The following is a 15,095-nucleotide window of genomic DNA, read 5'->3' as shown; positions in this document are numbered from 1 at the left end:
CAGCCCGCAGGGTGATCGCGGATCATCCTGGAGGCTGACTCCGGGCGGCCCGCCTGCGGGCACGGAACCGCCGTACGCGCCGCAGGAGCCACCAGCTCAGCACGGCGAGCAGCACCAGCGCGACGATCACCAGCAACGGGAGGAAGATCGCGATCAGGCTCATGCCGAGCGACCCCGCGTCCTCGACGGTGCTCACGACGGGGGCGCCGGCCCCCGCCGTGCCCACGTTGACGAGGGGGCGGGCGGCCGCCTTCATGGCGTGCACGGCCAGCGCGACGCCGATGCCGAGCAGCCAGCCGACCCAGGGGTGCTCGGTCATCCAGGAGGAGTTCTCCAGCTCGGCGGCGGCGCTGGTGGCGGAGAAGACCACGCCTCCCGAGGCCGGGCGCACCACGGTCTGGATGGCGTCGTTGACGCTGTCGACGGCGGGCACCTTGTCGAGGACCACCTCGGCGGCCAGCAGCACCGCGATGATGGCGAGCACGCCCCAGTTCGACAGCCAGGCGTAGCCGTCGGGGAGTTTCACGGTGTCGGTGAAGTTCGACAGCACGCCAACGACCAGGAGCGGGATGTAGGCGTTGAGGCCGGCGGCCGTGGACAGGCCCAGGCCGGTCAGTGCGGCGAGCATTGCTCCAGTCTGCCCGGCTTCAGTCGGTACGCGCGGCCTCGTCCATGAGATCCGTGAGCCCGCCGCCGGTGAACTCGGCCACGGCCCGCTCGTACTTCTCCATCCCCCAGGACCAGAAGTCGAAGTCGATGGTGTCGTTCGCGCCGTCCTGGATGGCGGCCCAGAGCGTCCAGCCGTACTTGGACATGAGGCCGAGCAGCCGGGCGCGGGCGACCTTGTGGCGCAGCCGCCGGCCGTAGTACGCGGTGACCAGCTCCTCCAGATGGCCCGGCGGCAGGTCGGACTCGCTCCAGACGTTGCCGAGCTCGAAGCAGGGGTCGTTGTTGCCGGCGTACTCGTAGTCGATCAGCCACAGGCGCTCACCGTCGTCGAGGATGTTGCCCGGCAGCAGGTCGTTGTTGCAGGGAACGGTGCCCTCGGCCCGCACCTCCAGACATTTCCTGATTTTTGCCGCGTCGGGCATGAAATCCAGATATCTCGCCGGCAACCGGAAGCCCCGCTCCCGCACAATCCCCAAATACCGCCGCTGCACCTCGAACATGTCGAAGTCCCGAGGGAACCGCGGCCCCGCGTGCAGCCGCCGGCACGCCTCCGCCACGCGCGGCAGGTTCGCCGGATCCCGCAGGTCCGCCTCGGTGAAGGCGCGTGCCGGAAGGTACTCGACCACCAGCACCCCCAGCTCCGGCAGGTACGCGTGCACCGGCGCCCCCACCCCCGCGGCCGCCGCCGCGAGCGAGCTGGCGTGCTCGGCGTCCCTGTCGATGGCCAGCAGCGCGCCGTCGCTGGCCTGCACCCGCACCACGTACGCGCCGGCGGGCGTGACGACCTTGTAGTTGCGGTTGGTGAGCCCGCCGGGCAGCTCCTCGACCGAGCGCGGCCCGCCGCCCGGCAGGGGGACGCGCTCCAGCAGGTCGAGCAGCTCGGACGGGACGGGCGCCTCGGGCACGGCCATGGTCGATGCTAGGCCGCCCGCCGCCGAACGGTCTAGACCTTTCACACCCCGGCGGTTAGCCTCCGGATCATGAGCGACTCGGCCCGCATCGTGATCATCGGCGGGGGCGTCGGCGGCGCGTCCGTGGCCTACCACCTGACCCGGCTCGGCGAGCGCGACGTCGTCGTGCTGGAGCGGGACGAGCTGACCAGCGGCTCCACCTTCCACTCCGCGGGCCTGGTCGGCCAGCTCCGCGCCGACCCCACGCTGACCCGCATGAACCAGTACTCCGTCGAGCTCTACCGCACCCTCGACGCCGGCTGGACCGAGTGCGGCGGCATCAAGCTCGCTTCCACGCCCGAGCGCATGGAGGAGATCCGCCGCCAGATCGGCTGGGCGCGCGCGTCGGGGCTGCCGCTGGAGGAGATCTCGGTGGCCGAGGCCGTGGAGCTGTTCCCGCTCATGGACCCCGAGGGCGTGGTCGGGGCGGCGTACCTGCCGACCGACGGCCAGATCGACCCCTCCCAGCTCTGCTACGCCCTCGCCGCCGGGGCCCGCGAGGGCGGCGCGCGGATCAGGACCGGCGTGCGCGTCCTAGGCGTCAGGACGGCCCGCGGCCGGGTCACCGGCGTCGTCACCGACCACGGGGACATCGACTGCGAGATCGTGGTCAACTGCGGCGGCATGTTCGCCGCCGAGATCGGCCGCATGGCCGGGGTGCGCGTCCCGATCATCCCGATGTCGCACCAGTACGTCGTCACCGACGCCTGCCACGACCACCCCCGCCTGCCCACCCTGCGCGACCCCGACCTGCTCGTCTACTACCGGCAGGAGGTGCGGGGCCTGGTCATGGGCGGCTACGAGCGCACCTGCGCGCCCTGGACCGCCGCCCCCGACTCCTATGACGCCGTGCCCGCCGACTTCAACGGCCGCCTCCTGCCCGAGGACTGGCCGCGCTTCGAGGAGATCTCCGCCAACTCCCGGCTCCGCGTGCCCGCGATGGGCGACGTCGGCATCCGCAAGCTCGTCAACGGCCCGGAGGCGTTCACCCCCGACAACGAGTTCTGTCTCGGCGAGAGCGAGGTCGCGGGCTTCTACGTGGCCGCCGGGTTCTGCGCCCACGGCATCGCGGGCGCGGGCGGCATCGGCAAGGTGATGGCCGAGTGGATCATCGGGGGCGAGCCGCCGATGGACCTCTGGCACATGGACGTGCGCCGCTTCGGCCGCCACTACCGCTCACCGTCGTACACGCTGAAGCGGGCCGTGGAGAACTACGAGACCTACTACGACATCCGCTACCCCGGCGAGGAGCGCGGCGCGGGCCGGCCGCTGCGCACCTCGCCCGCCTACGCCTGGCACGCCGCCCACGGCGCCGTCTTCGGCGAGAAGGCGGGCTGGGAGCGGGTCCACTACTACGCGGCCAACGACACCGGCGACGTGGGGGAGCGGCCGTACGGCTGGGCCGGGCGCGGCTGGTCGCCCGCGATCGGCGCCGAGCACCGCGCGACGCGCACGGCCGCCGGACTGTTCGACGAGAGCTCGTTCGCCAAGATCGAGGTCACCGGCCCCGACGCGGCCGAGCTGCTGGAGCGGGTCTGCGCCAACCGGGTGGCCCGCGAGATCGGCACGGTCGTCTACACCCAGGCGCTCAACCGGCGCGGCGGCATCGAGTGCGACTTCACCGTCACCCGGCGGGGCGAGGAGGAGTTCCTCGTCGTCACCGGCACCGCGTTCGGCACGCACGACCTCGGCTGGCTGCGCCGGCAGGCCGCGCTCACCGGCGCGCAGGCCAGGATCGCCGACGTGACCAGCCAGTACGCCTGCTTCGCCCTGTGGGGCCCGCGCGCCGCCGACGTCGTCGCCGGGCTCACCCCCGGCCCGATGGACCTGCCGTTCATGACCGCCCGCGAGACGACCATCGGCGACGTGCCGGTGCTGGCGCTGGCCGTGACGTTCGTCGGCGAGCCCGGCTGGGAGCTCTACTGCTCCAGCGAGTACGGCCGCGCGCTCTGGGAGACCCTGTGGCGCGCCGGGCAGCCGCACGGCCTGGTGGCGGGCGGCTACCGCGCCATCGACAGCCTCCGGCTGGAGAAGGGCTACCGCGTCTGGGGCGCGGACATCGGCCCGGAGACCACGCCGTACGAGGCCGGCCTCGGCTTCTGCGTCAAACCGGACAAGGACTTCGTCGGCCGCGACGCGCTCGACCCCGGCCCGGAACGGCGGCTGCGCTGCCTCGTCCTCGCCGACCCGCGCGCCGTGGCGCTCGGCAACGAGCCCGTCAGCCTGGACGGCCGGGTGGTGTCCCGGGTGACCTCCGGCGGCTACGGCTACACCGCCCGCGCCTCCATCGCCTACGCGTACCTGCCCGTGGAGGCGGGCATCGGCACCGAGGTGGAGGTCGAGATCGAGGGCGCCCGCGTGGCGGGCACGGTCGTCAAGACGCCGCTCAGCTGACGCCGCTGCGCACCGAGATCCGCACCCGGTCCGGCCGGAACAGGTCGCGGGCGTACTCCACGGGGGTGCCGCCGGCCGCGTACGCCGTCCGCTCGATGAGCATGAGCGGCGCGCCCGGCGCGATGCCCAGCTCGGCGGCCTCCCCGGCGCCGGCGATCACCGGGTCCAGGTGCTCGACCGCCGTCCGCGGCTCCAGGTCGTAGCGGGCGCCGAGCAGCGCGTACAGCGAGCCCGTCAGGTCCGCGCCGAGGAAGCCGGGCAGCGGCGGGAAGAACGAGCGCTCCAGCGCCACCGGCGAGCGGCCCGCCGAGCGCACCCGGGCCACCTCGTGCACCGGCGAGCCCGCCGCGACCCCCAGCGCCCTGGCCGCCGCCACCGGCGCGGGCACGGTCGCGGCGGCCAGGACGCGCGCCTCGGCCCGCAGGTGGGCCCGGCGCATCTGCTCGGTGAACCCGGCGAGCCCGGTCAGGTCGCACTCGACGCGCGGCTCGGACACGAACGCCCCGCCCGCCCGTCCCGGGACCCGTACCAGCAGTCCGTCGCGCTCCAGCGTGGCGAGGGCCTGGCGCAGCGTCATCCGGCTCACGCCGAGCCGCCCGGCCAGCTCCCGCTCGCCGGGCAGCCGGTCGCCGGGCGCCAGCTCGCCCCGGTCGATCGACTCCAGCAGCCACCGCTCGATCTGCACGTGCGCGGGGACGCCGGTGCCGCGTTCCAGCTCAGGCGGAGTGCCGACCACAGGCGCAGGTTACTCCGGCGGTGCGCTCACTCCGAGAGCCGGGCCAGGCGCTCGACCGCCTCGGCGAACTCGCTGACCATCTCGTAGACCACCTGCCGGGCGGGCTTGATCTGGTCGAGCTGGCCCACGACCTGCCCGACGAAGTAGTTGGCCAGCTCCAGCGCGCCCGGCTCGCCCCGCTCCGCCGCCGTGGTGATGCGGGCCATCGCCCCTTCGGCGATGAGCATCTGCAGCGGCATGCCGAGCGGCCCGGGGCTCTCCTGGGCGGCGTCCCACTCCTGCGTCCAGGCGGACCTGAGCTGGCGGGCCGGCTTGCCGGTGCGCGAACGCGAGCGGACCGTGTCGAGCGACGAGGCGGCCAGCATCTTCCGCTTGACCGCCGGAGCCGTCTCGGCCTCCTCGGTGGTCAGCCAGACCGAGCCGCACCACACGCCCTGCGCGCCGAGCGCCATGGCCGCCGCCATCTGCCGCCCGCTCGCGATGCCGCCGGCGGCCAGCACCGGCACCGGCGCGACCGCGTCCACGACCTGCGGCACCAGCACCATCGTGGAGATCTCGCCGGTGTGGCCGCCCGCCTCGGTGCCCTGCGCCACGATGAGGTCCGCGCCCGCGGCCACCTGCCTGCGCGCGTGCTCCACGGTGCCGACCAGCGCCGCGACCGGCACCCCGGCCTCCCGCGCCTTGGCCACCATCTCCGGCGGGGGCGGGCCCAGGGCGCTCGCGATCAGCCCGATCGGGTGCTTGAGCGCCACGTCCACCAGGCTCGACGCGCCCGCCGCCGTCACCCGCCGGCCGAACGAGTCCGCCGTCGCCGCCATCGGCTGCGCCGACCCGCCCACCTGGTACTTCGCCATCAGATGGGTGACGAAGTCGCGGTGCCGCTCGGGCACGAAGTCCATCAGGTGGCCGCCCTCCAGCGCGGCGGCGTCCACCTTGCCGGGCACGAGCACGTCCACGCCGTACGGCCTGCCGCCCACCTGCTCGTCGATCCAGGTCAGCTCGGTGTCGAGCTGGTCGGGCGAGTACGCGACCGCGCCCAGCACCCCGAACCCGCCCGCGTTCGTGACCGCGGCCACGACGTCCCTGCAGTGGCTGAAGGCGAACAACGGGAACTCGACGCCGAGACGTTCGCACACAGGGGTCCTCATGAACCGACGCTAACCGACCGAAGGAAGTTCGGTCCATCCCTTGCCGGCGGCGGCGCGCCCCGGGTCAGGAGGCCGGGTCCGGCCGTACGGGGTCGTGCCAGCCCAGCTCCGGCGTGTAGCCGCGGACCCGGCGCGCCGGCACCCCCGCCACCACGCTGTGGTCCGGGAAGGTGCCGCGCACCACCGCGCCGCCCGCCACCACGCACTGCCGGCCGAGCGTCGTGCCCGGCAGGATGATCGCCCCGGCGCCCAGCCACGAGCCCGAGCCGATCGAGACGGGGCTGTTGCGCGGCCACTGGCGGCCGATCGGGATGTCGGGGTCGTCGTAGACGTGGTTCTGGTCGGTGATGTAGACGTACGGGCCGGTGAAGACGTCGTCGCCGATGTCGATCGACTGGTGGGCCACGATGTGGCTGCCCCGGCCGATCGAGCAGCCGCGGCCGATCCGCAGGATGGAGGTGTGGCCGAGGTCAAGTCCGGGGTTCATGCCGCAGGAGATCGACACGCGCTCGCCGATCAGCGTGTGGTCGCCGATCTCGATGTACGCCTCGCCGAAGATCGCCCCGGGAGGGAACGCGATGCTGACCCCGTCGCCGATCCGGCGGAATTCATGGCCGCCCGGAGTGGCCGGGGTGATCGCGCCGGCACGGCGGATCGCCGCGTAGGCGCGATGGATCGCCGCGTTCACGATCCGCCGAACTAGTGACATAGCCACCAAAGTTACCGCTAGGTCATACCGTTCGGGCATGTGAGGGGCGTTGTTTGATATCCTGAGAGCCCGTGGACACTTCGACCACACATCGAGCCACGGGAGCCCCTTTGCGCAGCGCATCGCAAACCAAGCATCTGTTCGTCACCGGCGGTGTCGCCTCCAGTCTCGGCAAGGGGCTCACGGCCTCCAGCCTCGGTCGCCTGCTCAAGGCACGCGGTCTCCGGGTCACCATGCAGAAGCTCGACCCCTACCTCAACGTGGACCCCGGGACGATGAACCCGTTCCAGCACGGCGAGGTGTTCGTCACCGACGACGGCGCGGAGACCGACCTCGACGTCGGCCACTACGAGCGTTTCCTCGACACCGACCTGCACGGCTCGGCCAACGTCACCACCGGCCAGGTCTACTCCAACGTCATCGCCAAGGAGCGGCGGGGCGAATACCTCGGCGACACCGTCCAGGTCATCCCGCACATCACCAACGAGATCAAGGACCGCATCAGGGGCATGGCCGGTCCCGAGGTCGACGTGGTCATCACCGAGGTCGGCGGCACCGTCGGCGACATCGAGTCGCTGCCGTTCCTGGAGGCCGTCCGGCAGATCCGGCACGAGGTGGGCCGCGACAACGTCTTCTGCCTGCACGTCTCGCTGCTGCCCTACATCGGGCCGTCCGGCGAGCTCAAGACCAAGCCCACCCAGCACAGCGTGGCCGCGCTGCGCAGCATCGGCATCCAGCCCGACGCCATCGTCCTGCGCTCCGACCGGTCCGTGCAGACGGCGATCAAGCGCAAGATCAGCCTCATGTGCGACGTCGACGAGGACGCCGTGGTCTCCGCCGTCGACGCCGCCTCCATCTACGACATCCCGAAGGTGCTCCACTCCGAGGGCCTCGACGCCTACGTCGTACGCCGGCTCGGCCTGCCCTTCCGCGACGTCGACTGGAAGGAGTGGGAGGAACTGCTGCGCCGGGTGCACCGCCCGGCCAAGGAGGTCACGATCGCGCTGGTCGGCAAGTACATCGACCTGCCCGACGCCTACCTGTCGGTCACCGAGGCGCTGCGCGCGGGCGGCTTCGCCAACGACGCGCGGGTCAACATCCGCTGGGTCAAGAGCGACGACTGCGAGACGCCCGAGGGCGCCGAGCGCGAGCTCGACGGCGTGGACGGCGTGCTGATCCCCGGCGGGTTCGGCGTGCGCGGCATCGAGGGCAAGATCGGCGCCATCCGGCACGCCAGGGAGCAGAAGATCCCGCTGCTCGGCATCTGCCTCGGCATGCAGGGCATGGTCATCGAGGCCGCCCGCAACATGGCCGGCATCACCGAGGCCAACTCCACCGAGTTCGACCCCGACACCAAGCACCCGGTCATCTCCACCATGGCCGACCAGGAGGACGTCGTCGCCGGCGAGCGCGACATGGGCGGCACCATGCGCCTCGGCAGCTACACCGCCAAGCTCGCCGAGGGCTCGCTCGCCCGCAAGCTCTACGGCGGCAAGGCCAAGGCCGACGAGCGCCACCGCCACAGGTACGAGGTCAACAACGCCTACCGCGAGCAGCTGGAGAAGGTGGGCCTGGTCTTCTCCGGCCTGTCGCCCGACGGCAGGCTGGTCGAGTACACCGAGCTGCCGGTCGAGACGCACCCGTTCTTCGTCGGCACGCAGGCGCACCCCGAGTTCCGCTCCCGCCCGACCCGCGCCAACCCGATGTTCAAGGGCCTCATCGGCGCGGCGCTCGACTACGCCGAGGGCCGGGTGGGCGCTAGGGTCGCCCAGTGAGCTCAGCCATGATCAGCGACACGCCCGAGTCGTGGGACGTCGTCGAGAGCAAGGAACATTTCTCCGGTTACGTCATCCGGGTGGTCACCGACACCGTCAGGATGCCCCGCGACGAGGTCGCCGACCGCGACTACGTGGTGCATCCCGGCTCCGTCGCGGTGCTCGCCCTCGACGACCTCGACCGCGTCCTCATGATCAGGCAGTACCGCCATCCGGCCCGGCAGCTGATGTGGGAGCTGCCGGCCGGGATCCGCGACGTGGCGGGCGAATCGCTGGTCGACGGGGCGGCCCGTGAGCTGGCCGAGGAGGCCGGCTACCGGGCGGCCACCTGGCACACCCTCGTCGACCTGCGCACCTCGCCCGGCATGAGCGACGAGCGCATCCGGGTCTTCCTCGCCCGCGACCTCACCAAGATCCCCGACGAGGAGAACGGCTTCGTGCACCGGCACGAGGAGATCGACATGCCGGTCGAATGGGTCCCGCTGCCCGACGCGGTCGAGAAGGCGCTCATGGGTATGATCCACAATTCCCCGGCCGTGGCCGGTATCCTCGCCGCATATGCGGCTTCGGTCGAGGGTTTCGCGACGTTGCGCCCGGCCGACGCCCCGGAGGCGTGACGTATCGGGAAGGACCGGCTCGTGGAGGCAGTGCTCTCCAGCTACCTCGCCCATCTGGCGGTGGAGCGGGGGCTGGCCGCCAACACGCTCGCGTCCTACCGCCGTGACCTGCGCCGTTACATGGAGCATCTGCAGGCGCGCGGCCGTGCCGAGCTCGGCGAGGTGGGGGAGGCCGACGTACAGGCCTTCCTCGCCGCGCTGCGCGAGGGCGACGGCGAGCACCCCGCGCTCGTCGCCAGCTCGGCCGCGCGCGCGGTCTCGGCCGTACGCGGCCTGCACCGCTTCGCCCTGCGCGAAGGCGTCACCGCCCACGACCCCGCCCACCAGGTGCGCCCGCCGCGCCAGCTCCGCCGGCTGCCCAAGGCCATCACGGTGGACGAGGTCGAACGGCTCATCGCCGCCTCGGGCCCCGACGGCGCGCCCCTGACCCTGCGCAACCGCGCCCTGCTGGAGGTCCTGTACGGCACCGGCGCGCGCATCTCCGAGGCCGTCGGCCTGGCCGTCGACGACCTGGAGGACGACCAGGTGCGCCTGCGCGGCAAGGGCGGGCGCACCCGCGTCGTCCCCCTGGGCCGCTACGCCCGCGCCGCGCTCGACGCCTACCTCGTCCGCGCCCGGCCCGGCCTGCTGGCGCACGGGCGCGGCACGCCCGGCGTCTTCCTCAACGCCCGCGGCGGGCGGCTGACCAGGCAGGGCGCCTGGGAAGTGCTCCAGGCCGCCGCCGAACGAGCCGGGCTCGACGGGATAAGCCCCCACGTCCTGCGGCATTCGTTCGCCACCCATCTCCTCGACGGCGGCGCCGACGTCAGGGTGGTCCAGGAACTGCTCGGCCACGCCTCGGTCACGACCACGCAGGTCTACACCCTGGTCACCGTCGACAAGCTCCGCGAGGTCTACGCGGCGGCGCACCCACGCGCCCGGCAGTGATCTATAGTCTTTTGCGACGTGCCGCGGCGACGGCGTGCCGCCTTGCCGCGTTAAGTGGTGACGCCATAGTGTCCGTCCGGACGGTCCGGTTCGGGACCGTCAGGGAGGTTCGAGCTGGTGACTGTGACGACCAAGGGTTCGACCCCGGGGACCCCCGACAACCCCTGGGGCGACACGAAGACCAACGCGCCTTCCAACGGCGTCAACCTGGGGCCCACGCAGCGGCCACGGCCGGTGTTCCCCGAGCCGGTGCCGCCCGCCGTGCACGGCCCCGCGCGCGTCGTCGCGATGGTCAATCAGAAGGGCGGGGTCGGCAAGACCACGACCACCATCAACCTGGGCGCCGCCCTCGTCGAGTACGGCCTCAAGGTCCTGCTGGTCGACTTCGACCCCCAGGGCGCGCTCTCCGTCGGCCTGGGCATCAACCCGCTCCAGCTCGACCTGACCGTCTACAACCTCCTCATGGAGCGCGGCGTCACCGCCGAGGAGGTGCTGCTGCAGACCGGCGTCGAGGGCCTCGACCTGCTGCCCAGCAACATCGACCTGTCCGCCGCCGAGGTCCAGCTGGTCACCGAGGTGGCCCGCGAGCAGGTGCTCGGCCGCGTCATCAAGCCGCTGCTGCCGCACTACGACGTCTGCCTCATCGACTGCCAGCCGTCGCTCGGCCTGCTCACCATCAACGCGCTGACCTGCGCCCACGGCGTCATGGTGCCGCTGGAGTGCGAGTTCTTCGCCCTGCGCGGCGTCGCGCTGCTCATGGACACCATCTCCAAGGTCCAGGAGCGCCTCAACGAGGACCTCGAGATCGAGGGCCTGCTCGCCACCATGTACGACGCCCGCACCCTGCACGGCCGCGAGGTGCTGGCCCGCGTGGTCGAGGCGTTCGGCGACAAGGTGTTCCACACGGTCATCAACCGCACCGTGCGCTTCCCCGACGCGACCGTGGCCGGTGAGCCGATCACCACGTTCGACCCCTCCTCGCTGGGCGCCAACGCCTATCGCGAGCTGGCCCGCGAAGTGCTCTCGCGCTGGCCGGCACCTGCCACAATGGCGAGGTGACCACCGCCGAGCAGACCGACCCCCAGGGCTTCCAGGTCCACCTGGACGTCTTCGAAGGGCCCTTCGATCTGCTCCTCGGCCTCATCGCCAAGCACAAGCTGGACATCACCGAGGTCTCGCTCTCCAAGGTCACCGACGAGTTCATCGCCTACATCCGCTCGCGGGGCCCCGAGTGGGACCTCGACCAGACCAGCCACTTCCTGCTGGTCGCGGCCACGCTGCTCGACCTCAAGGCGGCCCGGCTGCTGCCCTCGGGCGAGGTCGAGGACGAGGAGGACCTGGCGCTGCTGGAGGCCAGGGACCTGCTGTTCGCGCGGTTGCTGCAGTACAAGGCGTACAAAGAGGTGGCGAAGGTCTTCTCCGGGCTCATGGCGGAGGAGGCGCTGCGCTTCCCGCGTACCGTGCAGATGGAGCCCCAGTTCGCGAACCTGCTGCCCGAGCTGGTGCTGGGCGTCGGGCCCGAGCAACTGGCCAGGATCGCGGCGCGGGCCTTCACCCCCAAGGCGCCGCCCACCGTCGGGATCGGGCACATCTACGAGCCGCTGGCCAGCGTCAAGGAGCAGGCCGCGATCCTCGTCTCGCACCTGCGGCGGCTGCGCCGGGCCACCTTCCGGGCGCTCGTCGCCGACTGCGCGGGGACCTTCGAGGTCATCGCGCGGTTCCTGGCCGTGCTGGAGCTGTTCAGGGAGGCGGCGGTGACCTTCGAGCAGGTCGAGCCGCTGGGCGACCTGCACGTCACCTGGACCGGGGCCGACGAGGGGGATGTGGCGGTGGGGGACGACTACGAGGAATCCGCGGAGAAGCCACGCAATGACTGACAACCCCAACCCCTCCGACCCCCGCCACCCGCTCCCCGCCTGGATGACCCTCCCAGGCTCCCTGGCCCATCCGGCGGATCCCCCTGCCGACGCACCTCCGCCCGCTGAGGTGTCAGGGGCTGCGGCCGCCTCAGAGCCGGCGCAGGAGCCTGCGGATGCCCAGGAGCCGGCGGAGGTCCCCGAGCCCGCGGACGTCCCTGAGCCGGCGGAGGTTCCGGGGCCTGGTGACATCCCTGAACCGGTTTCCGAGCCTGCGGACGGTCCTGAGCCTGCGGCCGAGCCTGCGGACTTCTCTGAGGCGGCGGAAGAGTCCGAGCCCGTCGATGCGCCTCGACCGGCGGAGGTGTCCGAGCCCGCCGAGATGCCGCAGCCCTCGGTCACCGCACCCCCTGCACCGGCTCCTCACGCCGGCCCGGCATCAGCGGACGAGACGCCCCTCACCGCCGCGACGCCCGTGGCCGAAGAAGTGCGAGAGCCCCTGCGAGCGGAGCCGTCCCCAGCACCCGCGCCTTCGCCCCGCCCTGGGGGCGTCGCAGCCCCTGGCGCGGAGGAGTTCGGGGCCGGTGACCAGCAGGAGGAGCGGGAGAAGGCGGCAGGGCCGACGTTGCAGGCGGCTCTGGAGGCTATCCTGCTGGTGGTCGATGAGCCCGTCGCCGAGGTGACCCTGGCGCAGGTGCTGGAGCGCCCCACCCACGAGGTCGCCGCCGCGCTGCGCGGGCTCTCGGCGGAATACACCGCCGCCGGGCGGGGTTTCGATCTGAGAGAGGTCGCAGGCGGCTGGCGGTTCTACACGCGCGCCGACTGCGCAGCGCTGGTTGAGCGGTTCGTCCGCGACGGCCAGCAGTCGCGGCTGACCCAGGCCGCGCTGGAAACCCTCGCGGTCGTGGCCTACCGGCAACCGGTGAGCCGCGCCCGTGTCGCCGCCGTACGCGGCGTCAACAGCGACGGCGTCATGCGGACGCTCGTCGCCAGGGGGCTGGTCGAGGAGGCCGGCACCGACCCGGAGAGCCAGGCAGTGCTCTACCGGACAAGCTCATACTTCCTTGAACGTCTGGGACTGCGGGACCTGAGCGAGCTCCCCGAGCTCGCCCCCTTCCTCCCCGACGACGTGGAGAACCTCGAGGAGACAACAAGGTGATCAACAGGCGAAGCACCCCGTCCGGTGATGGACGCGGTCGTGGACGCACCGGCGGCTCGGACCGTAGTGCCGGCCGTGGCGGGCGTCCCGCCTTCCGCGCGGAGCGCGACGACCGCGGATACGGCGGCCGGCCGTCCGGCGACCGCGGTCGGTCGTCCGGCGACCGTGACCGTTCGTCCGGTCGTGACCGCTCCTTCGGCGGTGACCGTGACGACCGCGGCTACGGCCGCGACTCCGTGAGTGACAACCGGCCTTCGCGCGACTCCCTCCGCGCCGACCGCGGGGGTTCCCGCGCCCGGTACGGCGGACGTGACGGCGCGAGCGAGGGCCGCTACCCCCGAGACGACCGCAACCGCCGGGATGACCGTTACGCCGGTGGCGACCGCGGCGGCGACCGGGAGCGCGGCTCCTGGTCGCGAGGCGACCGCGACGACCGGCCCGCCCGCGGCGACCGCGACGGCGGATTCTCCCGCGACGACCGCTCCGACAGGTACGGTCGCAGCCCGCGCGCCGAGCGTCCGCGCGGCGAAGGCTTCGGCGGCCCCCGAGGCGATCGCGACCGCGGCTGGGACCGCGACCGGTCCAGCGACCGGTCCAGCGGCAGGCCCAGTGACCGGACCGGTGACCGGACCGGTGACCGGACCGGTGACCGGGCCGGTGACCGGGCCGGCAGCCGGACCTGGGACCGCGACCGTGACCGCGACGGGAACCGCGGCGGCTACCGCGCCGACCGCCCCGAGCGCCGCACCGACCGCTCCTTCGACCGTCCCGAGCGCCGCACGGATCGCTTCGGCGACCGCTCCGACAGCCGCGCCGACAGCCGCGCCGACCGCTTCGGCAACCGTTCCGAGAGCCGTTCCGACCGCTTCAGCGGCCGCCCTGAGGGCCGTTCCGACCGCTTCGGCGGCCGTTCTGAAGGCCGCACCGACCGGTTCGGCGGCAGTGCCGAGGGCCGCGTCGAGCGGTCCGGTGGCCGTACCGACGGGTTCGGTGGGCGTGAGGACCGGGGTGGTTACCGGTCCGACCGTGGTGAGCGCCGGGACGACCGGGGCGGTTTCCGTTCCGACCGGAGCGGGGGACGCTCCGAGCAGGGCGCGCCCCGCGAGGCGGGATCGACCCGTTCCCGCTACGGCCGGCGTGACGACGCCCCCCGGGGCGTCGTACGGGCGACCGCCCGTGGCGGCAGGCGTGACGACGTCCAGACCATCGGCAAGGCCGGCAGGGCCGGCGGGCCGGGAGGCGGCGCGTCCGGTGACCGCAAGGGTCCCGGCAGCCCCCAGCAGGCCCGTATCAAGGCGGCCCGCCAGCCCATCCGCGACCGCGACCTGTTCCCCGAGGGCTACACCGACGAGCGCGACACCACCGAGGTCCCGGACGGCGTCCGGCTGCAGAAGGTGCTCGCGCAGGCGGGCGTGGCCAGCCGCAGGGCGTGCGAGGAGATGATCGGCGAGGGCCGCGTCACGGTGAACGGCCAGGTCGTACGCCGCTTCGGCGCCAAGGTCGACCCCGCCAAGCAGGTCATCCACGTGGACGGCAAGCGCATCCCGACGGCCCCCGACCTGGTCTACTACGCGCTCAACAAGCCCATCGGCGTCGTGTCCACCATGGAGGACCCGCAGGGCCGCCCGTGCCTGGCCGACTACGTCCAGGAGCTGGCGCCGAGGCTGTTCCACGTGGGCAGGCTCGACACCGAGACCGAGGGCCTGCTGCTGCTCACCAACGACGGCGAGCTGGCCAACCGGCTCACCCACCCCAGCTACGGCGTGCAGAAGAAGTACTGGGCGAAGGTGCCTGGCCCGATCCCGAGGGACCTCGGGCGCCGGCTCAAGCAGGGCATCGAGCTGGAGGACGGTCTCGTCAGGGCCGACAGCTTCGCCATCGTGCAGGAGCACGCCCAGCAGGCGCTGGTCGAGGTCGTCCTGCACGAGGGGCGCAAGCACGTCGTCAGGCGCATGCTGGAGGAGGCCGGGCACCGGGTCATCGACCTGGCCAGGATCGAGTTCGGCCCGGTGAAGCTGGGCCGTACCAAGCCCGGCACCATCCGCGCGCTGACCCTGAAAGAGGTCGGCGAGCTGTACGCGGCCGTGAAGCTGTAATCTGTCCGAACGCAGGAGCCCGTGCGTGCTTTGTCCCGCACGGGCTCTCCCGCTTGTCA

At 72.5% G+C, this 15,095-nt stretch carries 13 protein-coding genes; 8 read left to right on the top strand and 5 right to left on the bottom strand.

Going from position 1 to position 15,095, the window contains the following annotated elements; all coding sequences use genetic code 11:
• Positions 1–22: 22 nt before the first annotated feature.
• Both ACBR40_RS23795 and ACBR40_RS23790 read right to left on the bottom strand, forming a co-directional pair.
• Positions 23–628 carry a DUF4126 domain-containing protein gene (locus ACBR40_RS23795; protein ID WP_364445417.1) on the bottom strand — a complete coding sequence of 202 codons (606 nt, stop codon included), beginning with the start codon at positions 626–628 and terminating at the stop codon, positions 23–25.
• A 19-nt stretch (positions 629–647) separates the two neighbouring features.
• Positions 648–1,580 carry a phosphotransferase gene (locus tag ACBR40_RS23790; protein WP_371250152.1) on the bottom strand — a complete coding sequence of 311 codons (933 nt, stop codon included), beginning with the start codon at positions 1,578–1,580 and terminating at the stop codon, positions 648–650.
• 69 nt (positions 1,581–1,649) lie between these two features.
• Here ACBR40_RS23790 and ACBR40_RS23785 point away from each other — a divergent pair, with 69 nt between their 5' ends.
• Positions 1,650–4,013, top strand: coding sequence for an FAD-dependent oxidoreductase (locus tag ACBR40_RS23785; RefSeq protein WP_371250151.1), 2,364 nt, complete (start codon positions 1,650–1,652; stop codon positions 4,011–4,013).
• On the opposite strand, the gene ACBR40_RS23780 is transcribed toward ACBR40_RS23785, so the two are convergent.
• The 3 genes from ACBR40_RS23780 to ACBR40_RS23770 form a co-directional block, all read right to left on the bottom strand.
• The gene (locus tag ACBR40_RS23780) at positions 4,006–4,749 is read right to left on the bottom strand and encodes a GntR family transcriptional regulator (RefSeq protein ID WP_344205343.1); all 744 of its coding nucleotides are present in this window, start codon (positions 4,747–4,749) and stop codon (positions 4,006–4,008) included. The two genes, ACBR40_RS23785 and ACBR40_RS23780, sit on opposite strands and share 8 nt — an antisense overlap.
• A gap of 26 nt (positions 4,750–4,775) precedes the next feature.
• Positions 4,776–5,897, bottom strand: coding sequence for a nitronate monooxygenase family protein (locus tag ACBR40_RS23775; RefSeq protein ID WP_344205344.1), 1,122 nt, complete (start codon positions 5,895–5,897; stop codon positions 4,776–4,778).
• A 64-nt stretch (positions 5,898–5,961) separates the two neighbouring features.
• Positions 5,962–6,606, bottom strand: coding sequence for a DapH/DapD/GlmU-related protein (locus ACBR40_RS23770; RefSeq protein WP_371250148.1), 645 nt, complete (start codon positions 6,604–6,606; stop codon positions 5,962–5,964).
• A gap of 110 nt (positions 6,607–6,716) precedes the next feature.
• On the opposite strand from ACBR40_RS23770, the gene ACBR40_RS23765 reads away from it, so the two are divergent.
• From ACBR40_RS23765 to ACBR40_RS23735, 7 genes are all read left to right on the top strand, one after another.
• Positions 6,717–8,381, top strand: coding sequence for a CTP synthase (locus tag ACBR40_RS23765; RefSeq protein ID WP_344205347.1), 1,665 nt, complete (start codon positions 6,717–6,719; stop codon positions 8,379–8,381).
• Between the two features lie 8 nt (positions 8,382–8,389).
• Positions 8,390–8,998 carry an NUDIX hydrolase gene (locus tag ACBR40_RS23760; RefSeq protein ID WP_344206428.1) on the top strand — a complete coding sequence of 203 codons (609 nt, stop codon included), beginning with the start codon at positions 8,390–8,392 and terminating at the stop codon, positions 8,996–8,998.
• A 21-nt stretch (positions 8,999–9,019) separates the two neighbouring features.
• Entirely contained in the window at positions 9,020–9,925 is a 906-nt protein-coding gene (gene xerD, locus ACBR40_RS23755; protein ID WP_344205349.1) for a site-specific tyrosine recombinase XerD, read from the top strand.
• Between the two features lie 123 nt (positions 9,926–10,048).
• Positions 10,049–10,984, top strand: coding sequence for a ParA family protein (locus tag ACBR40_RS23750; protein ID WP_371250375.1), 936 nt, complete (start codon positions 10,049–10,051; stop codon positions 10,982–10,984).
• Positions 10,981–11,802 carry a segregation/condensation protein A gene (locus ACBR40_RS23745; RefSeq protein WP_344205351.1) on the top strand — a complete coding sequence of 274 codons (822 nt, stop codon included), beginning with the start codon at positions 10,981–10,983 and terminating at the stop codon, positions 11,800–11,802. Before ACBR40_RS23750 ends, ACBR40_RS23745 begins: the two co-directional genes overlap by 4 nt.
• 604 nt (positions 11,803–12,406) lie before the next feature.
• On the top strand, positions 12,407–12,940 hold the full coding sequence (scpB, locus tag ACBR40_RS23740) for an SMC-Scp complex subunit ScpB (protein WP_371250374.1): 534 nt from the start codon (positions 12,407–12,409) through the stop codon (positions 12,938–12,940).
• A 236-nt stretch (positions 12,941–13,176) separates the two neighbouring features.
• Positions 13,177–15,036: a pseudouridine synthase gene (locus ACBR40_RS23735; protein WP_371250147.1), complete on the top strand. Its 1,860-nt coding sequence runs from the start codon at positions 13,177–13,179 to the stop codon at positions 15,034–15,036.
• Positions 15,037–15,095 lie beyond the last annotated feature (59 nt).

The sequence above is a fragment of the Nonomuraea sp. AD125B genome (genome assembly GCF_041402765.1).
In the GTDB taxonomy this organism is placed as follows: domain Bacteria; phylum Actinomycetota; class Actinomycetes; order Streptosporangiales; family Streptosporangiaceae; genus Nonomuraea; species Nonomuraea bangladeshensis.
The sequence above is the reverse complement of the archived record's forward strand: the minus strand, read 5'-3'. Positions and strand labels throughout refer to the sequence as shown.

Bases quoted from the DNA above. Each gene is read 5' to 3' on its own strand.
- ACBR40_RS23795 (WP_364445417.1), bottom strand. From the start codon at position 628: ATGCTCGCCGCACTGACCGGCCTGGGCCTGTCCACGGCCGCCGGCCTC.
- ACBR40_RS23790 (WP_371250152.1), bottom strand. From the start codon at position 1,580: ATGGCCGTGCCCGAGGCGCCCGTCCCGTCCGAGCTGCTCGACCTGCTG.
- ACBR40_RS23785 (WP_371250151.1), top strand. From the start codon at position 1,650: ATGAGCGACTCGGCCCGCATCGTGATCATCGGCGGGGGCGTCGGCGGC.
- ACBR40_RS23775 (WP_344205344.1), bottom strand. From the start codon at position 5,897: ATGAGGACCCCTGTGTGCGAACGTCTCGGCGTCGAGTTCCCGTTGTTC.
- ACBR40_RS23770 (WP_371250148.1), bottom strand. From the start codon at position 6,606: ATGTCACTAGTTCGGCGGATCGTGAACGCGGCGATCCATCGCGCCTAC.
- ACBR40_RS23760 (WP_344206428.1), top strand. From the start codon at position 8,390: ATGATCAGCGACACGCCCGAGTCGTGGGACGTCGTCGAGAGCAAGGAA.